Annotated in this window: 24 protein-coding genes and 1 tRNA gene; 17 read left to right on the top strand and 8 right to left on the bottom strand. The window is 46.8% G+C overall.

All coding sequences use genetic code 11. From position 1 onward, the window contains the following. The first annotated feature begins 59 nt into the window (after positions 1 to 59). The 7 genes from QUB24_RS13365 to QUB24_RS13335 all read left to right on the top strand — a co-directional run bounded on the left by QUB24_RS13365 (position 60) and on the right by QUB24_RS13335 (position 4,772). Positions 60 to 395 (top strand): rubredoxin, encoded by a 336-nt coding sequence (locus QUB24_RS13365; RefSeq protein ID WP_333052113.1) that lies wholly within the window; start codon positions 60 to 62, stop codon positions 393 to 395. Then, positions 382 to 1,395, top strand: coding sequence for a photosynthesis system II assembly factor Ycf48 (locus tag QUB24_RS13360; RefSeq protein ID WP_333153627.1), 1,014 nt, complete (start codon positions 382 to 384; stop codon positions 1,393 to 1,395). Before QUB24_RS13365 ends, QUB24_RS13360 begins: the two co-directional genes overlap by 14 nt. A 56-nt stretch (positions 1,396 to 1,451) precedes the next feature. Continuing rightward, the gene (psbE, locus tag QUB24_RS13355; RefSeq protein WP_006635503.1) at positions 1,452 to 1,700 is read left to right on the top strand and encodes a cytochrome b559 subunit alpha; all 249 of its coding nucleotides are present in this window, start codon (positions 1,452 to 1,454) and stop codon (positions 1,698 to 1,700) included. Positions 1,701 to 1,720: 20 nt separating this feature from the next. Further along, a complete protein-coding gene (gene psbF / locus QUB24_RS13350) occupies positions 1,721 to 1,858 on the top strand; it encodes a cytochrome b559 subunit beta (RefSeq protein ID WP_006635504.1) in 138 nt (45 codons plus the stop codon). A 9-nt stretch (positions 1,859 to 1,867) separates the two neighbouring features. Then, positions 1,868 to 1,990 carry a photosystem II reaction center protein L gene (locus tag QUB24_RS13345; protein ID WP_015176850.1) on the top strand — a complete coding sequence of 41 codons (123 nt, stop codon included), beginning with the start codon at positions 1,868 to 1,870 and terminating at the stop codon, positions 1,988 to 1,990. Positions 1,991 to 2,059: 69 nt separating this feature from the next. Beyond that, the gene (locus tag QUB24_RS13340; RefSeq protein ID WP_006635506.1) at positions 2,060 to 2,182 is read left to right on the top strand and encodes a photosystem II reaction center protein J; all 123 of its coding nucleotides are present in this window, start codon (positions 2,060 to 2,062) and stop codon (positions 2,180 to 2,182) included. A gap of 337 nt (positions 2,183 to 2,519) precedes the next feature. Then, positions 2,520 to 4,772, top strand: a complete 2,253-nt coding sequence (locus tag QUB24_RS13335) for a transglycosylase domain-containing protein (RefSeq protein ID WP_333153724.1) — start codon at positions 2,520 to 2,522, stop codon at positions 4,770 to 4,772. 161 nt (positions 4,773 to 4,933) lie between these two features. Here QUB24_RS13335 and cobA read toward each other — a convergent pair whose 3' ends face one another. From cobA to QUB24_RS13315, 4 genes are all read right to left on the bottom strand, one after another. Further along, positions 4,934 to 5,743 (bottom strand): uroporphyrinogen-III C-methyltransferase, encoded by an 810-nt coding sequence (gene cobA, locus QUB24_RS13330; protein ID WP_333153625.1) that lies wholly within the window; start codon positions 5,741 to 5,743, stop codon positions 4,934 to 4,936. Next, on the bottom strand, positions 5,740 to 6,474 hold the full coding sequence (locus tag QUB24_RS13325) for a sirohydrochlorin chelatase (protein WP_333153723.1): 735 nt from the start codon (positions 6,472 to 6,474) through the stop codon (positions 5,740 to 5,742). Before QUB24_RS13325 ends, cobA begins: the two co-directional genes overlap by 4 nt. A gap of 272 nt (positions 6,475 to 6,746) precedes the next feature. After that, positions 6,747 to 7,430, bottom strand: a complete 684-nt coding sequence (locus QUB24_RS13320) for a manganese catalase family protein (RefSeq protein ID WP_333084545.1) — start codon at positions 7,428 to 7,430, stop codon at positions 6,747 to 6,749. Between the two features lie 196 nt (positions 7,431 to 7,626). After that, positions 7,627 to 9,162 carry a serine/threonine-protein kinase gene (locus QUB24_RS13315; protein ID WP_333153624.1) on the bottom strand — a complete coding sequence of 512 codons (1,536 nt, stop codon included), beginning with the start codon at positions 9,160 to 9,162 and terminating at the stop codon, positions 7,627 to 7,629. Between the two features lie 779 nt (positions 9,163 to 9,941). Here QUB24_RS13315 and QUB24_RS13310 point away from each other — a divergent pair. The 4 genes from QUB24_RS13310 to QUB24_RS13295 all read left to right on the top strand — a co-directional run bounded on the left by QUB24_RS13310 (position 9,942) and on the right by QUB24_RS13295 (position 15,908). Next, positions 9,942 to 10,014, top strand: a tRNA-His gene (locus tag QUB24_RS13310). 175 nt (positions 10,015 to 10,189) lie between these two features. Continuing rightward, complete coding sequence (locus tag QUB24_RS13305) at positions 10,190 to 14,494, top strand: AAA domain-containing protein (protein WP_333153623.1); 4,305 nt, start codon at positions 10,190 to 10,192, stop codon at positions 14,492 to 14,494. Beyond that, positions 14,472 to 15,353: a hypothetical protein gene (locus QUB24_RS13300; protein WP_333153622.1), complete on the top strand. Its 882-nt coding sequence runs from the start codon at positions 14,472 to 14,474 to the stop codon at positions 15,351 to 15,353. Before QUB24_RS13305 ends, QUB24_RS13300 begins: the two co-directional genes overlap by 23 nt. A 219-nt stretch (positions 15,354 to 15,572) precedes the next feature. Further along, the gene (locus QUB24_RS13295; protein WP_333153620.1) at positions 15,573 to 15,908 is read left to right on the top strand and encodes a XisI protein; all 336 of its coding nucleotides are present in this window, start codon (positions 15,573 to 15,575) and stop codon (positions 15,906 to 15,908) included. Positions 15,909 to 16,101: 193 nt separating this feature from the next. On the opposite strand, the gene QUB24_RS13290 is transcribed toward QUB24_RS13295, so the two are convergent. Both QUB24_RS13290 and QUB24_RS13285 read right to left on the bottom strand, forming a co-directional pair. Then, entirely contained in the window at positions 16,102 to 16,548 is a 447-nt protein-coding gene (locus tag QUB24_RS13290; RefSeq protein ID WP_333153619.1) for an S-layer homology domain-containing protein, read from the bottom strand. Between the two features lie 145 nt (positions 16,549 to 16,693). Further along, entirely contained in the window at positions 16,694 to 17,407 is a 714-nt protein-coding gene (locus QUB24_RS13285; protein WP_333153618.1) for a DUF3747 domain-containing protein, read from the bottom strand. Between QUB24_RS13285 and QUB24_RS13280 the strand changes: the two genes are divergently transcribed. Beyond that, complete coding sequence (locus QUB24_RS13280; RefSeq protein ID WP_333153617.1) at positions 17,399 to 17,593, top strand: hypothetical protein; 195 nt, start codon at positions 17,399 to 17,401, stop codon at positions 17,591 to 17,593. The genes QUB24_RS13285 and QUB24_RS13280 overlap by 9 nt on opposite strands. Before the next feature lie 247 nt (positions 17,594 to 17,840). Here the strand turns inward: QUB24_RS13280 and QUB24_RS13275 are convergent, their stop codons facing one another. Further along, positions 17,841 to 18,833 (bottom strand): ribose-phosphate pyrophosphokinase, encoded by a 993-nt coding sequence (locus tag QUB24_RS13275; protein ID WP_333153616.1) that lies wholly within the window; start codon positions 18,831 to 18,833, stop codon positions 17,841 to 17,843. A gap of 349 nt (positions 18,834 to 19,182) precedes the next feature. Here QUB24_RS13275 and QUB24_RS13270 point away from each other — a divergent pair, with 349 nt between their 5' ends. The 5 genes from QUB24_RS13270 to QUB24_RS13250 all read left to right on the top strand — a co-directional run bounded on the left by QUB24_RS13270 (position 19,183) and on the right by QUB24_RS13250 (position 24,009). Next, complete coding sequence (locus QUB24_RS13270) at positions 19,183 to 19,359, top strand: hypothetical protein (protein WP_333153615.1); 177 nt, start codon at positions 19,183 to 19,185, stop codon at positions 19,357 to 19,359. Positions 19,360 to 19,441: 82 nt separating this feature from the next. Further along, positions 19,442 to 19,900, top strand: a complete 459-nt coding sequence (locus QUB24_RS13265; RefSeq protein WP_333153614.1) for a GatB/YqeY domain-containing protein — start codon at positions 19,442 to 19,444, stop codon at positions 19,898 to 19,900. 272 nt (positions 19,901 to 20,172) lie between these two features. After that, positions 20,173 to 21,867: a protein kinase domain-containing protein gene (locus QUB24_RS13260; RefSeq protein WP_333153612.1), complete on the top strand. Its 1,695-nt coding sequence runs from the start codon at positions 20,173 to 20,175 to the stop codon at positions 21,865 to 21,867. Positions 21,868 to 21,927: 60 nt separating this feature from the next. Next, positions 21,928 to 22,635 carry a dethiobiotin synthase gene (gene bioD, locus QUB24_RS13255; protein ID WP_333153611.1) on the top strand — a complete coding sequence of 236 codons (708 nt, stop codon included), beginning with the start codon at positions 21,928 to 21,930 and terminating at the stop codon, positions 22,633 to 22,635. Positions 22,636 to 22,794: 159 nt separating this feature from the next. Beyond that, positions 22,795 to 24,009, top strand: coding sequence for a M20 family metallopeptidase (locus QUB24_RS13250; RefSeq protein ID WP_333153610.1), 1,215 nt, complete (start codon positions 22,795 to 22,797; stop codon positions 24,007 to 24,009). 271 nt (positions 24,010 to 24,280) lie between these two features. Here QUB24_RS13250 and QUB24_RS13245 read toward each other — a convergent pair whose 3' ends face one another. Next, the gene (locus tag QUB24_RS13245; RefSeq protein WP_333153609.1) at positions 24,281 to 25,261 is read right to left on the bottom strand and encodes an aldo/keto reductase; all 981 of its coding nucleotides are present in this window, start codon (positions 25,259 to 25,261) and stop codon (positions 24,281 to 24,283) included. Between the last annotated feature and the right edge of the window lie 129 nt (positions 25,262 to 25,390).

The following is a 25,390-nucleotide window of genomic DNA, read 5'->3' as shown; positions in this document are numbered from 1 at the left end:
AACTCGAACGAAGTTTAGTTGAGGTACTTCACGATTAGCTGACCCATAATTTTGGATTTATGAGCGATCGAGCCACGGAGACTAATACCCTCGATCGGCACGAGTGCCGAGCCTGCGGCTACGTCTACAATCCTAAAAAGGGCGATCCTAAAAATGCAATTGCCCCTGGCACTGCTTTTACAGATGTGACCCCGACTTGGGTCTGTCCCGTTTGCGGGGCGCGCAAGTCGATGTTTCAAAATCTCGGTCAGATGGAAGGGGTATCGGGATTTAAGGCAAATCAGCGCTACGGTGTCGGTGTCAACGGCATGACCGAAGGTCAGAAAAGTTTGCTGATTTTTGGCGGCTTGGTCGTTGGTTTCTTGTTGTTACTTAGTATGTATGGTTTGCAGTAAAACGATTGTGAGATTTTGGCAACGAATTGTAATGTTATTGGCGGCTGCGCTCATCTGTACGAGTTGCAGCACCATCGGTGCTGTGAGTTACAACCCCTGGCAAGTGATTTCCTTGCCGACGGAAGCTAATTTGCAGGATATTGCCTTTACAGGCAATCCTCAGCACGGCTGGGTTGTGGGTTCTGAGGCGACTTTGCTCGAAACCCTTGACGGTGGCACTAGCTGGAAGTCTGTAGGACTGGATATCGACGATCCGAGGTCGCGTTTTGCATCGGTGAGTTTTTCAGGTTCCGAAGGCTGGATTGTCGGCCAGCCTTCTGTTTTGCTCCATACAGAAGATGAGGGCAAGTCTTGGACGCGGATTGCTTTGAGCTCTCAGTTGCCCGGTTCTCCGAGTACGATCGCCGCTTTGGGCCCGAATTCCGCCGAGATGACGACCGATGTCGGGGCGATTTACCGGACTTCCGACGGCGGCAAAAATTGGAAAGCTGTCGTGCAGGATTCTTTTGGGGTAGTTCGCAATATCAACCGTTCTGAAGACGGGCAGTATGTTGCGGTTTCCTCGAAGGGCAATTTCTACTCGGTGTGGAAACCCGGACAAGAAGCTTGGGAACCTCACAACCGCAATAGTTCTCGCCGCCTGCAAAATATGGGCTTTACCAAGGATGGGCGTTTGTGGATGCTCGCCCGTGGTGGTCAAATTCAGTTTAGCGACCCGTCCAATCCTGAAGGTTGGGGAAAACCGTTTTTTCCCGATCGCAAGGCGAGTTGGGGTTTGCTGGACATGGCTTACCGGACTGATAATGAAGTTTGGGTAGCCGGCGGCGGCGGCAATTTGCTGTGCAGTTTGGACGGCGGGAAAACTTGGCTAAAAGACCGCGAAGTAGAAGATGTTCCCGCTAATTTTTACAGGATTGTCTTTATGGGCCCCGATCGCGGATTTGTGATCGGCGCAAGCGGTACTCTACTTAAATATCAAGGTTCAGCGCAAGCTGCTTGATAGTAGAATAGTAATAGAGATTGTCTGTCGATTTGTTGTTGAAAGGAGGATTCTAAATGGCTGGTACAACTGGAGAACGTCCGTTTGGGGACATTATTACAAGTATCCGTTATTGGGTAATTCACAGCATCACCATTCCGGCTTTGTTTATTGCTGGATGGCTGTTTGTGCAAACGGGTTTGGCTTACGATGCTTTCGGAACTCCTCGCCCTAACCAATATTTCACACCGCAGCGGGAAGAAGTGCCGATTATCTCGGATCGCTTTGAAGCTAAGAAACAAGTAGATCAGTTCATTGCCAAGTAATTTAACAAGGATTTGGAAAAATGACGAGCAGAACCCCAAATAATGAGCCAATTTCGTATCCGATTTTTACGGTGCGGTGGTTGGCAGTTCATACTTTAGGTGTCCCAACAATTTTCTTTTTGGGCGCGATCGCAGCAATGCAATTTATTCAACGATAGGAGTTTACAATGCCTGAGCGCGTTCCTAATCCCAACGAGCAGCCTGTTGAGTTAAACCGGACTTCTTTGTATCTGGGTTTGTTGCTGATTTTTGTTTTGGGTATTTTGTTTTCCAGTTATTTCTTTAATTAACTGGTGTCTGAGTTGGCTTTCGATAGTTCCATCGAATTTGTTTAGCTGTAAATTAGTGAGGTGATGGCTATGTTTAGTGAAAGTGGCAGAATTCCTTTGTGGCTGGTAGCTACTGTTGCAGGCCTCGGTGTTCTCAGCATTGTGAGTCTTTTCTTCTACGGTGCTTATGCCGGTTTGGGTTCTTCGATGTAAGGAGAATCAAGCTGATTTTTGGCTTTTAACCCCCCTTGAAAAAGGGGGGTTTTAATTATGCGAAGTTTGTTGGTAAATCTGGGATAACTGTTATCGAAAGTGTGGAGATTTGGGCAAGTTTATGATAATTTAATTTTCTGGTGATATCGGGATTTTTGGTGGTTGGGTGGAGATTTGCTCAAGAAACTGCTCGCCTTGCGGGTTCACCAATAACTCCAAAATTGATCGCCACTAGCCGACGATCGCTAAGAGAGTGTGGGCAGATCGTGAAATTAGCCAAAAGTTGCGAGTAGAATGGTGCAAGAGCCGATCGCTCGATCGTAGTGCACAGCGAAATATGACCCCACCGCCGCCGCCCCGCAAACCTCAAACCGTCTTGGGTGCGATTACCCAAGCAGTCCAGACTATTGCTAAGGTTAATTTTAACCAGCTAGCGCTGAAACCTAATGCCAAAGTACCCGAACTGTGGGTGCAGGATGCGGGTGCAGCTAAAGCTGAGGTTTATCCGCTGTTGGGCGATCGATATTTGTTAGGTCGATCGTCCAAATCTTCAGATATTGTAGTTCGCAATCCCGTTGTCAGTCACGTGCACTTATCCCTGTCGCGGGATAGTCGGCGGCGGACTCCTTTTGTGATCAAAGATGAAGACTCCACCAACGGCATTTACAGCGGCAAAAGGCGAGTTAAAAGTATGTCCCTGCGTCACGGAGACGTGTTTACTTTAGGGCCGCCGGAACTAGCTGCCGCTGTTAGAATTCAATTCGTATATCCGCCGCCTTGGTATTTGCAACTTGTGCGTTACAGCTTTTACGGCGTCAGCGGAATCACCGCTTTGATTGCCGTGTTGGTAGGCATGGAATCCACAAAGTTTCAAGTGCGGCCTCTGCCGAGAAGTATCAATGGCCCCGTGATTGTTTACGCCCGCGATGGGCAAACTCCGCTGCGTCCTCCTCAGAATAACGCTCACTTAGAATTAAAGCAATTGCAGGATTTTTCGCCTTATTTATCCAAGGCGGTACTTGCTTCGGAAGACAGCCGCTACAATTGGCATTTGGGGGTAGATCCGATCGGAGTTTTGCGCGCGCTTTTGACTAATGTTCGCGGGGGAGGAATTCGCGAAGGCGGCAGCACTGTGACGCAGCAGTTAGCTAGGAGTTTGTTTCGAGATTATGTGGGAACTCAAGATTCGGCAGGACGCAAGTTACGGGAAGCTGTAGTTGCCTTGAAACTGGAGAATTATTACAGCAAAGACGAGCTGTTGCTGACTTATTTGAATCGCGTGTTTTTGGGAATTGATCTTTACGGTTTTGAGGATGCGGCTCGGTTTTATTTTGGGAAGTCTGCGAAGGATTTAACTTTGTCAGAGGCGGCAACTTTGGCTGGCATTTTGCCGGCTCCAAACAGTTTTAATCCGATTCAAAATTATCAGTTGGCGGTACAGTATCGCGATCGAGTGATCGAACGGATGCGGGCCCTGGGGACGATTTCTCAGGAAGAAGCCGATCGCGCGAGGCGATCGCGAATTGAGATCAATCCTAAAGCCCGCCAATATCTGCAAAGTACGATCGCTCCTTATTTCTACAGTTATGTATTTGACGAATTGGAGTTTTTGCTGGGGGAGCAGTTAGCCAGAGAAGGCAATTTTATTGTAGAAACAGGTTTGAATCCCGGCCTGCAAAAAGTGGCGGAAGCTTCCCTCAGAAATGCTGTTGAAAATGCCGGAGTAAGTGCAGGTTTTTCTCAAGGAGCCGTGGTAACTCTCAATAGTACAACCGGGGAAGTCTTAGCTTTAGTTGGGGGCGTAGATTACTTAAAAAGTCAGTTTAATCGGGCTACCCAAGCTTTGAGACAGCCCGGTTCTACATTTAAGATTTTCAGCTATGCAGCCGCCCTGGAACGGGGAATCTCACCCGATAAAACTTATTCTTGCGCCCCCCTTTCTTGGGGCGGACAAAGTTACAGCGGCTGCGAAAGAACCAGCGGTACTGCTGATATGTATCGGGGTTTAGCACAGTCGGAAAATGCAGTTGCTTTGAGAATAGCACAAGATGTCGGTTTAGACAATGTAGTGGGAATGGCCAGACGTTTGGGAATTACTTCTGAACTGCGTTCTAACCCGGGTTTAGTATTAGGTGAAAGTGAAGTTAACGTATTGCAATTAACTGGTGCATTCGGGGTTTTGGCGAACCGGGGTTTGGGAAATCGCCCCCACGTAATCAAGCGAATTATTGACAGCAGCGATTGCAAAGATCGAAATGATTTTAACAGTTGCCGGGTGATTTATGACTATCAGAAAGATGGCATTGCCAATCGGCAGTTAGTTTCTGAAGGCGTAGCGGATACGATGACTGATATGCTGCAAGGTGTGGTGCGGGGAGGTACGGGTAGCAGTGCTGCTTTGGGGTTGGGAGAAGCTGGAAAAACAGGTACGACTAATGATAATAGAGATTTGTGGTTTGTCGGTTATATTCCGAGTCAGCAACTGGTGACAGGAGTTTGGTTGGGAAATGATGATAATTCTCCGACTGGGGGAGGTAGTGCAAATGCCGCTCAGTTGTGGGGGGAGTATATGCGGCAGGTGGCGCGTTAAGTCATTAGTCATTAGTCATTAGTCATTAGTCATCAGTCATCAGTCATTAGTTAGTGGTTGGTTGTTAGTTGTTGGCGAGCATAACTAATCGCCAAAAAAGATTTAGCAGTAAGGTGCGCTGCCCGGCGCACCCTACGAGGATTTAGGGGCAATTTCTGCGCTTATTCTACAGTCTGAGAAACGGGCCGACAGCCAGACAATATCGAGTGCAAATTGACGACATTTCCGATTACCGCGATCGCAGGTGCTGCAAATCCGATCGCCTCAACTTGCTCTACAATTGTACCCAAAGTCCCGATCAATTCTTCTTGTTCCGGCCGCGTTCCCCAGCGCACTAACGCTATGGGCGTTTCTGCACTTAATTCTGCTGCTGTTAACTGGCCGATAATGTAAGGCAAATTGTGGATTCCCATGTATACTACAATGGTTTCGGAGCCACGGGCGATCGCCTGCCAATTTACCTCCGGTCGATATTTTCCCGCCGATTCGTGACCGGTGACAAAGGTGACAGAGGAACTGTAAGCTCGATGTGTTAAAGGAATTCCCGCATAAGCAGGGGCCGCAATCCCAGAAGTTACACCGGGCACGACTTCTACAGACACTCCAGCTTTTACCAACTCTTCCATTTCTTCGCCACCGCGGCCGAAGATAAACGGATCGCCGCCTTTGAGACGAACTACGATCGCATTATCTCCAGCTTTTTCTATCATTAACTGAGTTGTTTCGTCCTGCATTAACGAGTGACGCCCTTTGCGTTTTCCGGCATCAATTCGTTCTGCTTCGGGGTTGATTGCTGCCAAAATTTGAGGGCTGACTAAAGCGTCGTAAATCACCACATCCGCGCACTCTAACAAAGCTTTTCCCTTCAAGGTCATCAAACCCGGATCTCCGGGCCCCGCACCTACTAAATACACTTTTCCTAAAGACATTTTTCTTGCTTCCTTTACCTCTTCTGTGCCTCTGCGGTTCATTTTTGAATTAAATTCCCAATTAAGTCTGCTAATTGTACACTTGGGCCTAGAGGATTTGCCAGATGAAGTTCCGTCGCAGGAAATTGCTGCTTTAGCTGTGCGACATTTTTGGCGATCGCATCTGTAATTCCTCCATTAAATAAGAAGTATGGCACAATCCCTATTTGCTGCTGTCCACCACGAACCAAACTCTCAATTTGCTCTTCCAAACTCGGCTTTACCGACCAATAAGCTGTCTGTGCGCCTAGTTTGCTGGCGATTTCCTCAACTGTCGAGTTACCTCCGGGGCGGCGGCTGCCGTGAGATAATAAAATCCATTTTGGCAATAGCAGATTGGGGAGAAAAGCCACCTCTTCCATCTGACTTTTTACCAATTTTGTTAAGCCTGCTTCCTGGGAACCTAAATGCGGGCGCAATGAAATTTTTAGCTTGTCACCAAAAGTTTTTTGGGCAATTTCCACCTCTGCCGGTATGTCTTCGGCGACGTGAACTCCCGGCAATAAAAATACAGGCAGGATTTGCAATTCTGTCAGTCCCAGCGACAGGGTACGTTCGCCAAAACTGCAAATTTGTTCGTGCAGCGGTGCGGGGCCGAGTTCTAAGGTGGCGGTTGCTACTGCTGGGAAGGAGTCAGCCAAATTTTGAGACAGCAGTTGACCGAGGTTTTCCAAAGCTAGTTGAGGTCTGGGGTCGCGGCTGCCGTGAGAGACTAATAAATAGGTCGATCGCAATTTCAATATAGATTGGATGTTAATGTTCGATACGGATTTCAAATAATTATAACACCGTAGGGCGCGTGACTTGAAAAATACTCAACCCTCAACCTGAAGCTTCCGAGTCACGCACCTCTAAGAACTAAAGCAAAGTACCCGGCTTGGAAATTACTCAACACAGGGCTTAAATCTTCTAAGCCGCGCACCTTCTTTTGTCAGGTGCGCGGCTTAAAAATCACTTAATACAGGGCTTAAATCTTCTAAGTCCCACAAGCTAAACAACTCTCAAATTAAGCTTTTGGAGCGGGATCGGCAATGTATTGGAAAGTAGGTTCCGAGTTCCACGGCCCGCGTTCATCCTTGCCATTTGTGGACAAGTTAAAGTAGAGATCCACAGTGGAATCTGGCGGAATATTGCCGAACATCGGATCGGTGAGTTTGCCCAGCGCTTCCAGAGCTTTCATGAACATTTGAGTGTGAGAAATTTCGCGAGTCAGCAGAAACTGCAACGTCTTTTTGGTTCCCATATCCGGTGCTAGTTTAATCAACTCTTCGTAGGTTTGGCGGGCTCCTGCTTCCGCACCGATATTAGCACGCAAATCGCGCACCACATCGCCGCCTTCGTTGACATAAGCTGCCGTCCAAGCTTGACCTTGGCTGTCCAACAAGTGTGGGCCTACGCCACGCACCGCAAACAAAGTGCTTTTGTAAGCTTCTGTTTGGTCAACGTTTTTGGTGTGCATTTCTATGAGTTGACCCACCATTTCTAAGTGGCTGAATTCTTCTATTGCAATATCTTGGAGCATATCCTTAATCCCTGCATCTTCACAGTGAAAAGACTGCACCCAGTATTGCAGAGCTGCTGTCAGTTCTCCGGTTGCTCCGCCAAACTGTTCTAGCAGCAATTGGGCAAAACGGGGGTTGGGTTGGTCTACAGTCACCGCAGCCATTAATTGTTTTTTGTGAAAAAACATGGATTGATACCTCTCTTTAATTCTGTTGCTACAGTCTGAGGATTGCAGACTTGTAGCTGTGTTCACCTTCAGCATCCATTGTGCGACAAGCGATCGCACCGAGCCTCGGTCGATGGATACATCTAGCTCAACAAATTTCTCTGCTTTCCGGTAGAGTTTAAATATGAAATTATACTTAGTGAGTCGGTAGACCGAATTACAATTTAGGAGCAGGATTATTGTCGCACTCGGTTAATTTTGCTGATAGGGCATCGAGGTGTCGCAGCCACTGAATGCCGCCAACCCAACTGCGAGAGGGGAGGTGTCCGATTGGTGCTTGCTGACTAAATTTAATCTGCCCTAAAGTAGTAGCAGAATTGTAGGTTTGCCAGTTGACCCGATCGCAAAATCTGATATAGTCTCCCTTAACGCTTTCATAAATCTGTTTTTGGACGCTGAAGCCAAACCGACCTTGACTGTAGCGCAACCAAAGGCGATCGACTGTTTGCAAATCTTCGCAGGGTAGCTGGTAAATTTGGCTAATTTCTAGCTGAGTACCCGGTGGCTGAGAAAGAGATTGACACATCAAGCCCCAAGTTTCGCGATCGGCTTCTTTCCACTTTTTGTTTGACAAAAAATCTCGCAGTTTGGTATAATTAATTCCCCGTGCAGAAATTAGGGTTGGATCGAGATTTGAAGTATTTGAAGTAACAGATAAGGGAAAAGTTTCTGCGGAATTGGCTACGGCATTTGTGGGTAAAATCGGAGAATCAGGAGTTTGTAGCGCGTTGATATCGGCAGAGTTGTCGCTATTATTAAGAGCAGGAGCGATCGGCTTTTTGGGCGAAAGCAAATTTTGATGGCGAAGATCTAAAGCTGCTTGGATATCTTGCAAAACTTCCGTAGCAAAACTGTAGCGCTGAGAGAGACGAGTTTGCAACAATTTATCTAAAATTTCGCCTAACTCGTCGCTAATACTCGTGGCTTTGGGGAGAAACTCGCGCCACCACCAGCGCTCGTGGTTGCAGTCGTACATATCCAAGGGAGGAACTTGCGTCATTAGGCGAATGCAAGTAACACCTAAACTGTAAAGGTCGCTAGCAGGAAATACTTTGCCGCGCATTTGTTCGGGAGCTACATAATCTTGACTGCCGATGAGCGTTGCTGAACGGAGTATTGCTGAATCAGTCAGCAGTTTGGCAATGCCGAAATCGATCAATACGAGTTTGTTGTCCGATTGGCGGCGGATAATATTTTCAGGTTTGATGTCCCGGTGAATGACGCGCTTCTCATGGATAAATTGCAGCACCGGCAATAAGTCTTGCAGCAGTTGCCAAATTTGATTTTCATCGTAGACACTCTTGTCTAATTCTTGTTTAAGAGTCGGCCCGTCTATAAACTCTTGAACTAAATAAATATGACCTTCTTGTTCAAATCCCGCTAATAATGTGGGGATTTGCGGGTGTTTTCCGAGTTCGTCTAAACGGACTGCTTCTTGCCGAAATAATTCAACGGCTTTGTTGAAAATTTCGGGATCACGGTCGTAAAAATAAAATTGCTTGACTGCACAGGGGGGTAGAGATGGGATGTCTTCATCAATTGCTAGGAAAGTTTTACCAAATCCGCCTCTACCTAAAAGTTCAATCGGGCGATATCGCTGTCTCAGCACCAGGTTAAAGCCGCAGTTTAAGCAAAATTGTGCGGCGTTGGAGTTTTGAGGATTTTGACATTCAGGGTTCACACAGTAGCTCATATCGATTTTAGATTTTAGATTTTAGATTTTAGATTGCACAGAAGACTTTTTTTTAAACGAACCGCGAAGACGCGAAGCTGCGCGAAGGAAGAGGGAAGAGAGAAGAGAGACAAGAGGGATGGTTGATAACTCATGCAGTGTGGGATAAGCTGTCCGGCTTCTTGCGTTGTATTTTTCGGGCGGGCGGGAAACCCCACAAGCATTTCATCTGAGATGTTGCACCATTCTCAATCAGGCTTTTAGGGGCGGGCTAGAAGAGCCCACCCTAAAATAAATTCCTTCTTTGTGGAACAGGCATCTTGCCTGTTCTTAAAAATGGTGCCAGAGGTGAGTTTTATCAAACAGGACTGTAAAATGTAGATGCGCCTGGGCTGATAAGGCTATTTTAATGCGCGGGATCGAATCGGGACGCTGCCAAAGCTACCGAACCTAGGCCCCATGACCGAAAGCATCCAGGATACCCGCCACGTGGTTCATCCGTGGAGACATAAAAAACCTGTATCCGATAAAGGAGCCCCCGAATTTATCCGTGGGGTCAATGCTTCAATTCTAAAATCTAAAATCTAAAATCTAAAATCGATTGAGTGCTGGGGGCGAGATAATTGCCGATCGCACAGGCCGATCGCACAGAGCGAAAATTGTGCTAAACTCTTACTGTGCCTGGAATTTAAGGCACAATCGATCTGTCCGGTTCAGGGACGCTCAAAAATATTTCAAAATATTTTTGCCTTACCCCTAGACTTGTGCTGAGATCTGATGCTATAGTTAAAACTGATACGGCGAGCGTAGCCAAGTGGTTAAGGCAGTGGTTTGTGGTACCACCATTCGTGGGTTCAAGTCCCATCGTTCGCCCTTTTGATTCTAAACAGTTTAATTCGATCGCCCGTTGCCTGTACGGTAATTTGCGATGGTCGTAGGGTGTGCATTGCACACCTTCATCTTTTTTGGGATGTGGCGGTTCTGTCGGCACAAGTTCCGATGTGCTAATCTTAAATCCAATCTAAAATCTAAAATCTAACATCAAAATATGCCATCTTTAGTAACAGAAGATTGGGGATATAAATTTAGTGGCGATCGCACAATTAATAAGTTTATTCGCGATATAGAAGGAGAAGCGACTTTAGGGAAATATTGCGATTGGGAATGTAGAGAGCGTGCGGAAATTCTGATGTCGGAGATAGCTGGCAAATCGCACAATCTTTTCTACGTGCGTCGCCAAAAGGTAAATGAGAGATTTTCTGAAGAAGAAATCTGGGAATTACTCCTTGCTACGGATGGAGATGATTTTGAATTACCCCAATTGTTGCAAAAAGCCGATCGCACTTTGCGGTTGTTAGCAACTGTACGCTGTGAAGACGGAATTGGCGGTTTAAAACTGCTGGATGCTGGTTTGGTGGCGGTTCCCAGAGGGAGGAAAGATGGGTATTCTTTGCCGGTTCAGTTGCGACTTTTGGCTAACAGTAGATCGCCAATTCCTGCAAAGTCGATCGCCCGCGTCCAACAAATGCCATTTTGGGACGACAGACACATACCAACTACCGAACAACTAAAAGTTTGGCATACTTTTTTAAATGTAGAAAAACGCATTGCGGAAGCGCGTCAATTTTGTGTACCTTTCCGAGGACACAATTACGGTTCCGGCTTCAAAATCGTCACTTTTGAAATTGAGCGTAATTCCGCAACTCTTGACGGCTATGAGGAAAATTCCTTAGAATTGGGCGACTTTCGCGAAAGGCTGAAAAAAGCCAGAAATGAAGAAATTATCCTGTTTGATTCGCCGCCCGGAAGCAGAAGCAGCCGCGATGGAGAGACATTGGGTAGCATCGCTGAAGTTGACTTTGAACATAGTAAATTACGGATTAAGTTAGATGTTGATTTAGGATCTCGCATGGCGGGTGGCAGATATCAAATGCCCAAACAAGGATTCTTGTATTTTGAGGCGGCTGGCGATATCAGTCAGATCGAACGCAAGAAAAAAGCTTTAAAAATGTTGACAGATGGCCGCGCTCAAAATCCCTATTTGAGTGAGTTTTTATTCGACTCTTCTCAGGCGAGAAAGCCCGAAAAAATTATTAAATTGGAGCGGGAAAACTTATTAAATCGCAATGCTAATGAGGACCAACTTGCTGCAGTAGAAACGGTGCTTTCGGCGCGGGATTTAATTTTGATTCAAGGGCCGCCGGGAACGGGCAAAACAACTGTGATTGCGGAGATTTGCTATCAAATTGCTCGTCAGGGCGGCAAAACTCTGATTGCTTCTCAGGCTAATTTGGCTGTAGACAATGCTTTGAGTCGGTTAGTGCACAATCCGGCGATTCGGGCTTTGCGAAAGGGAAAAGCTCATAAAGTGCAGGAAGAAGGGCAGCCGTTTTTGGAGGAAAATGCGATCGGCACTTGGCTGCAAAATACGGCGACTGACTGCGAAGAAAAGCTCTCGCAGCGCCTGACTAATGTCAAATCTTTGCGGCAGTTGGTGGCAGATTCAGATCGATTTACCGCCTACTGTGCCGCAGAGAGAGATTTTTTTAATGAACTAAAACACCTGCACGACAGTAAAGCAAATATTGAGGAAAAGTGCAGCCAGCAAGCAGCAGATTATGAACGGAATTTAACCAAAAAAAGCGAGATTGAATCTCTAGTTAGTGGGTTGTCAAATCTGCTGGATGCGCCTAATGTCAACTGGGAATCTCCAGAAGTGGCTGAGTTTATGCCCAGACTAAAACCCTATTCAGAAGGCAATGTTTTAGTAGAAAACTTTATGGCAAAGGTTCGGATTGCCGCTAGCAATGCTATTCAAATAGGGTTCGATCGCCCTGCTTGTGGCGCGTTTGGGATGGCGGTTTGGCTTCAGGAAACTGTAGCAGCGCAAATATCGGAATTTAAGACGGCATTCGATCGCGCTGATGATGTTTGTCACGCTATGTCGGCGGTTGCAGAGTCTTTGCGGGTGTCGCGGCAGATGTCGGATGCTGTGAATCAACTCGAATTGGGCGATCGGCAAAATCAGACACACCGCCAAAATCTCGAACAGAAAATCAAGAATTTGGAACTGCGAAAAGCCGAAATTGCAGCCGTTGTCGTCGCCGTTGCACAGTGGATTGAGACGGCAGATACGGGACTTTATGAAGTCGTGAAAAATTGCTGGGAAACGGGCGCAATGCTCACGGATGATATGGTAGAATTGCCTGCAGGATTGCTGAAAATTGCCCGATCGCTCAAATTGCCGATCGTGCCGCCCAAATGCAAAATCAATTTGCCCGATTTGGATCGGTTGCAAAAGGCGATATCCCACGAAGAAAGCGCAGGTTTTAAGGATATACAAGGGCAACAGTTCCGGTTTAGCGAGTTTTTGCACCTAAATTTGAGTCAAACGCCGATCGTGCTCTCTGCGGGCGATCGTACACAGTGGCAGCAACTAGCCAAAGACTTCGCCAGCTACTCCCAAGTCAGCCAAAGTCAGCGCAAATTTATCATCGAAAAAGCAGCGACTTTCTTAGCTAGCATTCAACAATTTTACAGTCAATCCTTGCAGCCAAATCAGATCCAGGCTACCTTCGATCGCCTAGTCAAAGAATTGCTGCACAGTATCCTCGCCAATGCCCGTCAGTGCGTGGTTCCCCTGAAAACCGAAACCGAACAGCAGCTTATCAAACAGCAACAATTATTAGATAAAATCGGTCAAACATTAAGCCAGCAGCAAATATCCGCCGCTAAACTTCAGGTAGAAACAGCGCAGCAAGAGGCCAACTTAAAAATTAGCGAAGTTACTAATTTGTTGCAAGCAATTGTCCAACAGCCCAATGTACCTGAAAAGTTGCGAATTTTAGCCGAACAATATCTCGCCCAAAAATCGAATATTTGGGAGCAACCGCAGCAGTTTCTCAAGCAAGTTGAGGCTTGGAAAGCAAGCCTAATTCAGCTTGAAAAATCCATTGCTGACTTAGATCCTTTTGGGGTTTTGGAGACAATCAAAAACACTCTTGACGAGCATTTATCCCCGCTGCAAATTGCGGCTGCAACTTCCCAGCAGCAACTCGCCGAACTTCAAGCAGAGTTGAGCGAAATTAACGCTCAACTACAACAGCAACAACCGACAGCAGCATTACTTGTTGAAAGAAATTGGTGGGAGTCAGCATGGCAAACTATCCCCGCTCAATACCAGCCAGAAGTTCCCAATACAGGATTATTTAGTGTAACTTTTCTGAACAAAATTAACCGTTTATTCAAAACTTGGCAGCGGAAATTAGAACAAGAAGAAACAGCACTAAATCGCTCTCAAAACTTTGTAACAGATTGGATTCAAAAACTCCGCAATCCATCAGAAAAAGACCGCAACGATTTAAAGCAAATTTATATTGACAATGCCAACGTGATCGGCATTACTTGCGTGCAAGCTGCTAGTTTCGATTTTACTAAAAACTTTCCCAGCTTTGATGCTGTCATCATTGACGAAGTTAGTAAATGCACTCCGCCAGAGTTGTTAATTCCCGCTTTGAAAGGCAGAAAGTTAGTATTAGTGGGCGATCACCGACAATTGCCGCCGATGTTTAATCAAAGTACGATCGACGATATTGCCGAAGACATCGGTTGTACCGGAGACGAACTTAGCTTCATAAAAGAATCTTTGTTCAAAGTATTGTTTGAAACGGCCAGCGACAGCATCAAAAAAATGCTGACAACTCAATACCGAATGCACCCACAAATCATGGGCGCAATCAATCAGTTTTACCAGCAAAAGCTCAACTGTGGCATTCAGGAAGCAGACACTAAACGCGCCCACAACCTCGCAGGTAGAATCATTCAGGAGAATAATCACATTCTGTGGGTGAAAACCCCCGTGGCACAAGGGTTTGAAGAGGAAAAACAGGGTACTTCGCGGTTGAATGTCAAGGAAATTGACCTGATCGAGCGTTTGTGCGAACAAATGGAGACAGCTTGGCAGCCCAAAGTTGCCGATGGTGAACCACCGAAAGAAATCGGAATTATCACTTTTTATGCTGCTCAATTAAATGCAATTAAAGATAGAATCGAAGGAGAAAGATTCCCTGCTTTGAGCATCCGTACTGGTACGGTTGACATATTTCAAGGCATGGAAAGACCTGTAATTATTGTTAGCACAGTGTGCAATAATGTTAGGGGCGATATTGGATTTGCTAAGGAACCGGAACGGGTGAATGTGGCATTTTCCCGCGCTCAAGAATTGCTGGTAGTTGTCGGCTGCCACGATTTATTTACCCAACAAACAGGTACAGTGGGAAAAATGTATCAGGAAGTTTCAAAAACGGTGCGTCACTGCGGAGGTTTTGTAGATGTTTCTAGCGTCCTCAACTAAACCAATAGACTCGAATTTAAGTTCGCTAGCCGAACAAATTGAGCAACAAAATCCGGGTTTGTCTGTGTTGGCGGCGCGTCAATTCCGCTTCGCAATCCGCCAAACTCCGCTGGAGGTGGCGGTTAGCGAACCGCGCGAGTTTAACGTGTTGGAAGAGTTCATTTTGCGGGCGGGTGTTGAGTTTCAACCTGCGCCAACTTTGAAGGAATTGGCGGATTTGCTGGGGTTGGACGAGATTTTTGTGAAGACTACGGCGGCGACTCTGGTTAGTTTGGAAAGCTTGGAGGTGGCTGAAAATGGGAAAATTGCGATTGCCCCCCAAGGTAGAAATTTTTTCGAGAAAGGTGCGGTTAGTCGATCGCAAATTCAATCACTTTATGCCATTTCCGATCCGCTGAATCAAACTCTTACCTTCAAGTTCGATGCTTTAGCCGCAGAATCGGTCAACTTGCCAGATTTAGCAGATTTAGTTTCGCTAGAACATAAAATTACTGACCTTGCGGATTTAAGTATAGCAGAAATCCAGCCGTTAATTCAAGATTCCGGCTTAGGAATTCACTCCCCACAAAACGGCAAAATTGTCTCAGAGTGTGCTGTCGTCGGCGACGATTTAGATATTTGGCAAACAGTTTCGATTTTTGTGTTGCTAGATGCGATCGAAAATAAAACTACTATTCAAGCCAGACAGGGAAAACAAATATTAGAAACAGCTTCAAACTTGCTAAACGAACTTGAATCGCAACAAAAACTTTCCTTGAACGACTTATGCAAATTAACAGAAGATGTCATCTTGCAAGAACAAGAAATTATCCCCGTCCAGAAAACTCCTAAAAAGCCATCTAAGAAGAAACCCAAGTAAACGATATGACGAGGACTCAAGTCCTGATTACGAAGTGGTTTGTCTTGAGGACTTTAGTCCTGATTAACTGATATCTTGCACCCTTCTCCATTACTTGTTTAGGAACGGGCAAGATGCCCGTTCCACAAAACTTGATTTTATTGTGGAACGGGCATCTTGCCCGTTCTGGAAAAGATTACAACATATAATATATTAACCAACAAATGAGGTAATTGTGCAATGGACAAGCTAGCTCAATATCGTCAATACGTTCAGACATTAATGAGCCGTTATGCCGAAGAAGATGTTTCTGATGATGAAGTCGAAGTGCAACTAATCTTAGACACAGAACGAGATCATTATCAGTGGATGAATGTCGGCTGGGAACACTTAACCCGGATTTATCAAACCATCATTCACATTGACATCAAAGATGGAAAAATCTGGCTTCAGCAAAATTTGACAGAGCAAAATCCTGCGGAGGAATTAGTTGCAATGGGAGTACCGAGGGAGGATATTGTTTTGGGATTGCACCCCCCATACAAACGACCGTATACTGATTATGGTGTAGCGTAAAATGTCAAGCTAAAAAAAACAGAATACTCAGATACCCGACTTCGCCAAAGTTGTCGGGTATCTACTTGGCCCTACTAAGGAATGAGAATTAAATAACTTCCACTCTTGAAAGTGGGATGGGCGGGACGCCCATCCCACAATAACAATTAAAATTGTAAGTTATTTAATTCGCGATCCTAAGCCTTGACGCATTTCAGCATCCGTAAAGTAGCCGCCGCCGCGTAATTGCGCTTTGCAGAATTCTCGAAAACAAACCGAGCCCAATTTCCTTAATAGCGGCAGCAACAGAACAATAAGAAGACATTTGAGTAATAATAGAAGCAGCCCAATAATTCTGAATGTCTGAAAAAGTTTTAGACGGCTCTTTAGCAACTAAATTTGGCTGCATTCCCGCCGACAAACCAAATTTCGCCACTCGACGGCGCACCGCCATCAATTCAGCGCGAGTGACGGGCTGCGTAGGTTTAAAAGTTCCATCTTGATAGCCGTTAACTATCTTGTTGTCCCGCGCAAATAGAAGTTTTCCGGCACTCCAGCGGGAAATATCAACCTCGCTATAGGGACGGATAGAAACATGGCTAGGAAAGGTGATATTAGCACCTTGTATTCCTTGAAAGGATTCCCAAACTAAAGATACCAATTGCTCTCTGGTAACAGCAAGTTGCGGTCAAAAGGTATTATCTTGAGAAAACCGGGCTACAAACCCAAGGCCCACAGCTTCTTTAATTTCGGAAGCGTAGATATCATCGGTAGCTATCTCCGAATTGTAGAAAAGCCAGTATTGCCTACGGTATTGGTATTTCCTGCGGTATTGGCTGCGGTATTGGCTGCGGTATTGGTATTGGCTGCGGTATTGGTATTGGTATTGGCTGCGGTATTGCTTCGGTATTGCCTCCAGTATTGCCTCCGGTATTACCTCCGGTATTGCCTCCGGTATTGCCAATTTCTCCCGGTGCGGGTTCATTGGTAGTGAAATAAAAGTGACCTAATGTGCGTCCTTGGTAAGCTCTTTTACTCAAGCGCCAAGCAGGATCGAGACTGATTTTCATGAAGTCGTTAACATCGCCGTTTGTGCGACCGATAATCACCGATTTACCTTGGTAATCTACCGGGGTTCCCATTAGTAGAACATTACCATCAACAGTTTCCAAAGTCAGGGTGTATTTTAATGCTAAATCGGTGCCGGCCATGCGAATTGAAAAGCCGTTGCTGTCAGTTGCGCGGCCACAAATACCGGTGAAATCAAAAGTAACTAATAAGGGATCGACTTTCACGGGATTAGAGCCACTTTCGCTCCAGCATTTTCGCTTGTCAGATACCTGTTCTACAATTAGCAATTGGTAGCCGCCGAAAGGGCGAGGTTGGGCGATGACAATTACTCGGTCTTGGTTAATGTCGGTTTCGTCAAAAGTAAATGCTTTAGCCGAACCGATCGCCCCGATTGTTAAAATTGCTGAACCTGCCAGTGCGGCGACTGTTCGTACAAGTGAATGTTTCATGATTTTTCCCTATTGGCTCCTTATGCTGATGAGACTTATCTAGAATATAAAAAAGTCGCCCTCTTCCAACAACAAGATAGAATTTTACCATCTCTTGTTCCGGTGGTACCAAGTGCGATCGATCGGCGATCGTCAAATTGGTTCGTAGTGAAAACTCAAGTCCGAGCGAATTGTATGAGGACTTGAGTCCTCAGTACAAACTTATAACCGTTATTTTACCGAGGAACTTGATAAGCTGTTCGGCATCTAAATTGTATTTTCCGGGCGGGCGGGACGCCCACTCCACAAGAATTTGATGGGAGTTGACAGTAAAATTTAGATGCGCCTGGGCTGATTACTTGCGGGAAACGATCGCACTATTGGGCAAAAAAACGGTGCGTTACACTCTTGTTAACGCACCCTAAAACAAACATTCAAAAAGCGCCTTTCCTGTCTAGCGGAACATACTACTTACAGAACTATCTTCGTGAATCCGCCAAATAGTTTCTCCGAGCAAATTGGCTACCGAAAGCACCGTCAACTGCTCAAAACGGTTCTCTTCCGGCACAGGAATTGTATTCGTAACAATTACCTCTTCCAAAATCCCGCTAGACAAACGCTCGATCGCCGGAGGCGAAAACACCGCATGAGTAGCACAAGCATAAACCTGCCTCGCACCCTCGCGGCGCAACAATCTCGCGCCCTCAGAAATCGTGCCCGCAGTATCGATCATGTCGTCCACCAAAACAGCAGTTTTGCCCCTGACATCACCGATGAGGTTCATCACTTCTGCCACGTTGTGAGCTTGGCGGCGCTTGTCAATAATTGCCAGGGGAGCATCACCAAGCTTTTTGGCAAAAGCTCTCGCCCTAGCGACTCCGCCAACATCCGGCGAAACCACAACAATATCCGTCAATTGCTTGCTCGCCAGATAATCCAAAAGCACCGGCGAACCGTAAACGTGATCGAAAGGAATGTCAAAATAACCTTGAATTTGAGCCGAGTGCAAATCCATCGCCAAAATGCGACCTGCCCCAGCTTCCGTAATCAAATTAGCCACTAATTTTGCAGTAATCGACTCTCTTCCGGCCGTTTTGCGGTCAGCCCTAGCATATCCGTAATAGGGAATGACAGCAGTAATTTGTCTAGCCGAAGCGCGGCGACAAGCATCGATCATAATTAACAATTCCATGAGGCGATCGTTTACCGGACAGCAAGTTGGCTGAATCAAGTAAACATCGCAACCCCGAATCGATTCTTGAATTTGAACGTAGAGTTCCCCATCAGCAAACCGCTTGCGAACCATCGGCCCCAAATCAATCCCCAGATAGCGAGCCACCTCTTGGGCGAGGGGAATATTAGCAGAACCGGAGAACAGCCGCAGACGGTCATGAGCGGAAACCGGCGGCTCGGGAAGCGGAAGCGGTAAAGTAGCAGAACGGATCACAGCAGGCCTCTTGCAGGACGTTTATTCCATCGCTATCTTACCATCTGAAACTAGAAATATTCAGCCAATTTTTTAATACATTTAACTTTCGGGGCGACCACAAGTGTTAGGTTAGGCGAATTGAATAGGACTTGCAGAAATATGTCCGAGAAACCGGGTTTCTAGCCCACATTCGACACCTTCAACGGTCACAATCGGTTTTTACTTATTTTTATCCAGCAATAAAACTATAAATTATACTAAAATACCGTAGATTAACGGATAAATTACTTTTAAAAGGCATAATTTATTACTTTAAAGATAGAGTTTTCTGCGTAATTATGCTGTGTGACACCCCAGGGCGTGGAATGTGGGCTCTAGCGACCTCTGTACTGGCAGAAGTACGATCGCACTTGTGCCCCTGCGCCTAAAAGTTCTGGCGAGAGTCAATTTGGGGCTGAGGCTGCAAGCGCAGCCACCCCAAATTCAGTCGAAAGCCCAAGGCATCCGGGTTCAATGCGATAAAAAAGCCACCAACAGGCAATAAAATTGAAAAATACTGTAAAAAAAGTTAAGAATCGGAAGCACACTTCAGATTTTTGATATCGGGCAAAGCAAGGTAGAAATCGATGAGCTTAAGAGAACGCATTGACGCAGAAATCAAAGCAGCCATGAAGTCCAAGGACAAAGTTCGCTTGGAAACAGTTCGCGGCATCAAGAAATTTATTCTCGAAAAAGAAGTCAGCCTCCGTCCCTCCGGGCAAGACACGCTGACAGAAGCTCAAGAAATGGAAATTTTGATGCAAATAGCCAAACAGCGCCGGGATTCGATCGAACAATACCGCAAAGGTGGCCGCGAAGATTTAGTGGCACAAGAAGAAGCGGAGTTGGCAATTGTTGAAGAGTATTTGCCGCCGCAGATGTCAGATGAAGAGGTGAGTCAAGTCGTTGACGAAGTGATTGCGTCGGTTGGCGCTACTTCTGCAAAAGATATGGGCAAGGTGATGGGCAAGGCAATGCAGCAGCTTAAGGGCAAAGCAGACGGTAACAGAATTCAAGACATGGTGAAAGCAAAGCTTAGTCCTTAGTCATTGGTCATTGGTCATTGGTCATTGGTCATTGGTCATTGGTCATTGGTCATTAGTCAGAACGAAGAAGGTAGGGGCAAACCCCCCGTGGTTGCCCCGAATTAAATTTGCAAAAAAAACTGGTTTCTCAAAGTTGCGTAAAAAAACGTAAAATGCTAACTTTGGTCGGGACTGGGAACTAGAGACAGTGAAGTATGCTATGAAGCCTTAAAGACGTAGAAGTCTATGTCTGTGAGCGATCGTCTATTTTTTAACAGTTTCAACTTAAACTTATGCAGCCACCTATTGCTATTGGAACTCTCCTACAAAACCGCTACCGCTTGGTAAATATTTTAGGTCAAGGAGGATTTGGCCGCACTTATTTAGTAGAAGATTTGGGGCGGTTTCAAGAACGCTGCGCGCTGAAGGAATTGATTCCGGTGCAAAGCGGGCCTTACGTTTTGGAAAAATCGAAGGAATTGTTTCAAAGAGAGGCGACAATACTTTACCAAATTGGGCACCCACAAATTCCCCAGTTTCGAGCAATATTTGAAGAGAACCAGCGTTTGTTTTTAGTGCAGGATTACGTGGAAGGGATGACTTACCGCGAACTAATGCTCGATCGAACTTCAAATGGTCGCAGCTTCACTGAAGCCGAAGTCTTGGTATTCATCCGGCAAATGCTGCCGGTACTCGCTCACATCCACGCCCGCGGCATCATCCACCGCGACATCTCCCCAGAAAATATAATTCGGCGGGAAAACGACCAGATGCCGGTGCTGATTGACTTTGGAGTGGTGAAGGAACTTGCCACCAAAGTCCAGTCTCCCGAAGGAACAGCCCACGCGACAACAGTGGGTAAAATCGGCTACGCGCCGATGGAACAGTTGCAAAGCGGGCGGGCAACAGCTAGCAGCGACCTCTACGCTTTAGCCGTAACGGCGATCGTCCTGCTGACGGGCAAAGAACCGCAGGAATTGCTCGATCAAACAACGCTGCAGTGGAATTGGCAGCAGCAAGCGCAGGTGAGCACGGGTTTGGCTTTGGTGCTGAATCGGATGTTGAGCCGATCTCCGGGCGATCGATATCAATCTGTCAGCGAAGTCGCCCAAGCACTCGACGCCCAAACTAATCCTAAACCTAGCCAGCCAACTGTACCGCCCGCGCCCCCAGTGGTGCCGACAAACCCTTCGCTAATAGCAACGGTGGCGGTGGGCAGGCCGCCAGAGCCCGCCGCCCAGAGTTCCCACCCGCAAAACCAGCCAGATCCGTTAAGTGAGCCTGTTGGCGGCTCTTTTTGGGACAATCCCATCGCTGCGATCGGACTGCTGACGGGCTTAGTAATCTTGACTGGCTTCGGTTCCTGGGCTTTAGTCGGCTCATTTCTCAACAATTCGCGGCCCAAACCCACTCCGACAGCGCCAGCAGTCATCAGTCCGACGCCGACACTAACTCCGGTACCAAACCCGCTACCTTTGCCAACCCCAACCCCCCAACCTTTGCCAACCCCAAGCCCAGAACCTTTACCAGAACCAAGCCCAGAACCTTTACCAGAACAAAGCCCAGAACCTTTACCAGAACAAAGCCCAGAACCTTTGCCGGAACAAAGCCCAGAACCTTTACCAGAACAAAGCCCAGAACCTTTGCCAGAACAAAGCCCAGAACCAAGCCCAGCGCCAACTCCGACACCAAAACCGACGCCCGCGCCGACTCCGGTGCCCAAACCGACCCCCAAACCGGCGCCCGCACCAACACCCGCACCCAAACCAACACCCGCGCCGTCCCCAACACCAGCGCCAACACCAGCGCCAACACCCGCACCAACACCGGAACCTGCCCCAACACCCGCACCAACACCGGAACCTGCCCCAACACCCGCACCGTCACCGGAACCTGCCCCAACTCCTGCACCGTCGCCGGAACCGGAACGGGAACCCGCACCGGAACCGGAACCAGCACCAACACCCGCACCATCGCCAGAACTCTAAACTTCTGGCAAAATTCCCCTAGACTGATGTTGAGGCCAATTATTTGTTAGCTATTTGTCAATGAACTCCTTGCTAATTGCTGGAACTGATACCGACGCGGGCAAAACTGTTTTGACCAGCGCTCTGGCTGCTTATTGGCAAATGTATTTTCCCGATCGCAGTTTGGGAATTATGAAACTCATGCAAACAGGAACGGGCGATCGCGAACTCTACACCCGTTTGTTTTCCCTCGACCAATCCCCCGAAGAACTCAATCCGCTGCACTTTGATGCGCCTCTAGCACCACCAATTGCCGCCGAACTGGAGGGGAGACGTATCGAACTCGAAAAGGTCTGGACGGCTTGGCAAAGCCTCTCTGAACGCAAGGATTTTGTGTTGGTGGAAGCTTTGGGAGGACTGGGTTCGCCTGTAACGCGGGAACTGACGGTGGCCGATATTGCCAGGGATTGGCGGCTGAGGGGGGTTTTGGTAGTACCTGTGAGGTTGGGGGCGATCGGGCAAGCTGTGGCGAATGTTGCTCTCGCCAGACACACTGGTTTTAAGCTCAGAGGAATTGTGCTCAATTGCGTTAAAGCTTATTCTGAACAAGAAATTGCCGATTTAGCGCCCCTAGATTTGATCCAGTCGCTGACTCAAATACCTGTGTTGGGTATTTTGCCGCATTTAGATGACCCGACTGACCTTGCTAAATTAGCTAAAGTTGCTTCAGATTTAGATTTAGAGCGGTTACTACCAGGGGTTAATTTAGTTCCTCAGACTTCTAAATAACCCTATTCTAAACACCTCTATTTCTGATTCTTCTCTTCCTCTGCGTACTCTGCGGCCTCTGTGGTTAAAAACTAAGATTTTATTTTAACCGCAGAGAGCGCAGAGAGCGCAGAGAAAGAGAAGAGAGAGTTTCACAAATTGTTATAAGGAGAATGAAAAATGGTTTCTACTTTACCGAATTTAACTTCTGTCGATTTATCTCAATTGCGGCTGGAAATTAGAAATTTGCAGCCTCAGCTAGTCGAATGGCGTCGCCTTTTGCACCAAAAGCCGGAGTTGAGTTTTGATGAAAATTTAACGGCGCAGTTTGTCTCACAAAAGTTGCAGGAATGGGGCATTGATCATGAAACTAATATTGCTAAAACTGGTATTGTCGCCACTATAGACAGCGGCAAACCGGGGCGGGTTTTGGCAATTCGGGCGGATATGGATGCTTTGCCGATTCAAGAAGAAAATGAGGTGGATTATCGATCGCAGCATGATGGAATTATGCACGCTTGCGGTCACGACGGCCACATTGCGATCGCCCTCGGTACTGTTTGTTATCTCGCCCAGCACAAACACAGCTTTTCTGGTAAAGTAAAATTTATCTTTCAGCCCGCCGAAGAAGGGCCAGGAGGCGCAAAACCGATGATTGAAGCGGGAGTTTTAAAGAATCCTGATGTTGATGCGATCGTCGGCTTGCATTTGTGGAACAATCTACCTTTGGGCACTGTAGGCGTCCGCAGCGGCGCGCTGATGGCGGCTGTGGAAGTTTTTGACTGCACGATTTTTGGCAAAGGTGGACACGGCGCAATGCCACATCAGACTGTGGACTCGATCGTAGTTACAGCCCAAATTGTCAGCGCTTTGCAGGCTATTGTCGCGCGGAACATTGACCCGATCGACTCAGCGGTAGTAACTGTCGGCAAATTCCACGCAGGCCACACCCACAACGTCATTGCCGATACCGCTCAAATCGGTGGCACGGTGCGCTATTTCAATCCTGCATATCAAGGTTATTTTGCACAGCGAATCGAGCAAGTAATTGCCGGAATTTGTCAGAGTCACGGGGCAAATTACCAATTAGATTATTGTGCGCTTTACCCGCCAGTTATTAATGATTCAAGAATAGCTGAATTGGTGCGCGACGTTGCAGAAGCAGTTGTCGAAACTCCTGCGGGAATCGTTCCCGAATGTCAAACAATGGGCGGCGAGGATATGTCGTTCTTTTTGCAAGAAGTCCCCGGTTGCTATTTCTTTTTGGGTTCGGCAAATCCAGAGAAAAACTTGGCTTACCCGCACCATCACCCGCGCTTTGATTTTGATGAAACTGCGCTGGGGATGGGTGTAGAAATGTTTGTGCGGTGTGTGGAAAAGTTTTGCGTGATGTAAATCAGGCTTTCAGGGGCGGACTAGGAACAACGGCCCACAAGAAAATTTAGTTTTTCTAGAACAAGCAAATTCATGTCTTGTGGAACAGGCATCTTGCCTGTTCATGAAAATGGTAAAACATCTCACATCTTGCACCATTCTCGATCGGCCTTTTATGGGCGGGCTAGAAGCCCACCCCACAAGAAAATTTAGTTTCTGTGCAACAAGCAAATTCATGTCTTGTGGAACAGGCATCTTGCCTGTTCACGAGAATGGTACAACATCTCAGATATTACTTAGTTTGAAAGATATTCTGCACCATTTTTTTATCTACACTCGCCGCCGCCTTATCCAATTCGGCAATCTCCCCGGAGTCCAACTCCCACCCCAAAGCACCAATATTATCCATCGCCTGTGCCGCAGATTTCGCCCCCGGAATCGGAATAGTTTCTTTGCAGATACACCAGTTAATTGCTATCTGGGAAACAGTCTTGTTTCTGAAGGCCGCTATTTCTCGCAAACACTCCAAAAGCGATCGCATTCCCGGAAGTAGCTGCTTGCACGCCAAACCTCGAATACCTTTAGGAAGAGATCCATTTTCGGAATATTTACCAGTCAGCAAACCCAAGGCTAGAGGACTGTAAGCAATCAATTTTATCCCCAATTCATCGCAAACATCTTTCAATCCGAGTTCTGTCACCGGATAGGTGGAAAGTAGCGAATATTGCACTTGTAAAGTAACAATAGGAATTTGGCGATCGCTAAATCTTTGATGCACCCATTTCAGCCGTTTCGGCCCGTAATTAGACAAGCCCACTCCCTTGACCAATCCTTGCTCGTAAAGGTCAGCCAAACCATCTAAAAGAGCCCCCTCTTGCCAAGGAGCGTAATTTGCTGTAGACCAGTGCATTTGCACCAAATCTACATTTTTTCCGAGGCGCGCCGCAGAGGCTTTGCCAGCCGATATCATTGATTGTCGCGTCAGTCTCCAAGGATAAGCAGCCAGTTTTGTTGCAATACAAATACTGTCTTTGTTTGCACCTTGATATTGTTGAGAAAACTGCCCCAAAAGCTGTTCGCTGCGTCCATTTAATTTCCCTGTTCCGTAAGAGTCGCCGGTATCGAATAAAGTGACACCGTTACTCACACAAAGATTGAAAACGGCTTGCAATTCTTCGTCCATACTTTCATTGTAGCCCCAGAGCAATCTGTTGCCCCAAGCCCAAGTGCCACAGCCCATTTTTGGTAGTAAAATTGTTTCTTTTGTTTGCATTTTTTTGATGGTATTTGTTGGTAATACGGATATTTTATAGGAAAATAACTCGGTATCCCCTAGCCCCAAGTAGAGCTGTTTCATTCTGCCACGGGCCGCCAGGGACTCAAGTCCCTGTCTAATAGCATA

The organism is Microcoleus sp. B9-D4, assembly GCF_036705105.1.
Classification (GTDB): domain Bacteria; phylum Cyanobacteriota; class Cyanobacteriia; order Cyanobacteriales; family Microcoleaceae; genus Microcoleus.
Note: the sequence above shows the minus strand (reverse complement) of the source record. Positions and strands in the feature narration are given on the sequence as shown.

Excerpts from the sequence above, each read along its gene's own strand:
- QUB24_RS13345 (WP_015176850.1), top strand. The coding sequence starts at position 1,868 with ATGCCTGAGCGCGTTCCTAATCCCAACGAGCAGCCTGTTGAGTTAAAC.
- QUB24_RS13365 (WP_333052113.1), top strand. The coding sequence starts at position 60 with ATGAGCGATCGAGCCACGGAGACTAATACCCTCGATCGGCACGAGTGC.
- QUB24_RS13340 (WP_006635506.1), top strand. The coding sequence starts at position 2,060 with ATGTTTAGTGAAAGTGGCAGAATTCCTTTGTGGCTGGTAGCTACTGTT.
- QUB24_RS13250 (WP_333153610.1), top strand. The coding sequence starts at position 22,795 with ATGGTTTCTACTTTACCGAATTTAACTTCTGTCGATTTATCTCAATTG.
- QUB24_RS13285 (WP_333153618.1), bottom strand. The coding sequence starts at position 17,407 with ATGAAACATTCACTTGTACGAACAGTCGCCGCACTGGCAGGTTCAGCA.
- QUB24_RS13320 (WP_333084545.1), bottom strand. The coding sequence starts at position 7,430 with ATGTTTTTTCACAAAAAACAATTAATGGCTGCGGTGACTGTAGACCAA.
- QUB24_RS13335 (WP_333153724.1), top strand. The coding sequence starts at position 2,520 with ATGACCCCACCGCCGCCGCCCCGCAAACCTCAAACCGTCTTGGGTGCG.
- psbF (WP_006635504.1), top strand. The coding sequence starts at position 1,721 with ATGACGAGCAGAACCCCAAATAATGAGCCAATTTCGTATCCGATTTTT.
- QUB24_RS13260 (WP_333153612.1), top strand. The coding sequence starts at position 20,173 with ATGCAGCCACCTATTGCTATTGGAACTCTCCTACAAAACCGCTACCGC.
- QUB24_RS13305 (WP_333153623.1), top strand. The coding sequence starts at position 10,190 with ATGCCATCTTTAGTAACAGAAGATTGGGGATATAAATTTAGTGGCGAT.
- QUB24_RS13300 (WP_333153622.1), top strand. The coding sequence starts at position 14,472 with ATGTTTCTAGCGTCCTCAACTAAACCAATAGACTCGAATTTAAGTTCG.
- QUB24_RS13315 (WP_333153624.1), bottom strand. The coding sequence starts at position 9,162 with ATGAGCTACTGTGTGAACCCTGAATGTCAAAATCCTCAAAACTCCAAC.
- QUB24_RS13245 (WP_333153609.1), bottom strand. The coding sequence starts at position 25,261 with ATGCAAACAAAAGAAACAATTTTACTACCAAAAATGGGCTGTGGCACT.
- QUB24_RS13295 (WP_333153620.1), top strand. The coding sequence starts at position 15,573 with ATGGACAAGCTAGCTCAATATCGTCAATACGTTCAGACATTAATGAGC.
- QUB24_RS13360 (WP_333153627.1), top strand. The coding sequence starts at position 382 with ATGGTTTGCAGTAAAACGATTGTGAGATTTTGGCAACGAATTGTAATG.
- psbE (WP_006635503.1), top strand. The coding sequence starts at position 1,452 with ATGGCTGGTACAACTGGAGAACGTCCGTTTGGGGACATTATTACAAGT.
- bioD (WP_333153611.1), top strand. The coding sequence starts at position 21,928 with ATGAACTCCTTGCTAATTGCTGGAACTGATACCGACGCGGGCAAAACT.
- QUB24_RS13280 (WP_333153617.1), top strand. The coding sequence starts at position 17,399 with ATGTTTCATGATTTTTCCCTATTGGCTCCTTATGCTGATGAGACTTAT.
- cobA (WP_333153625.1), bottom strand. The coding sequence starts at position 5,743 with ATGAACCGCAGAGGCACAGAAGAGGTAAAGGAAGCAAGAAAAATGTCT.
- QUB24_RS13265 (WP_333153614.1), top strand. The coding sequence starts at position 19,442 with ATGAGCTTAAGAGAACGCATTGACGCAGAAATCAAAGCAGCCATGAAG.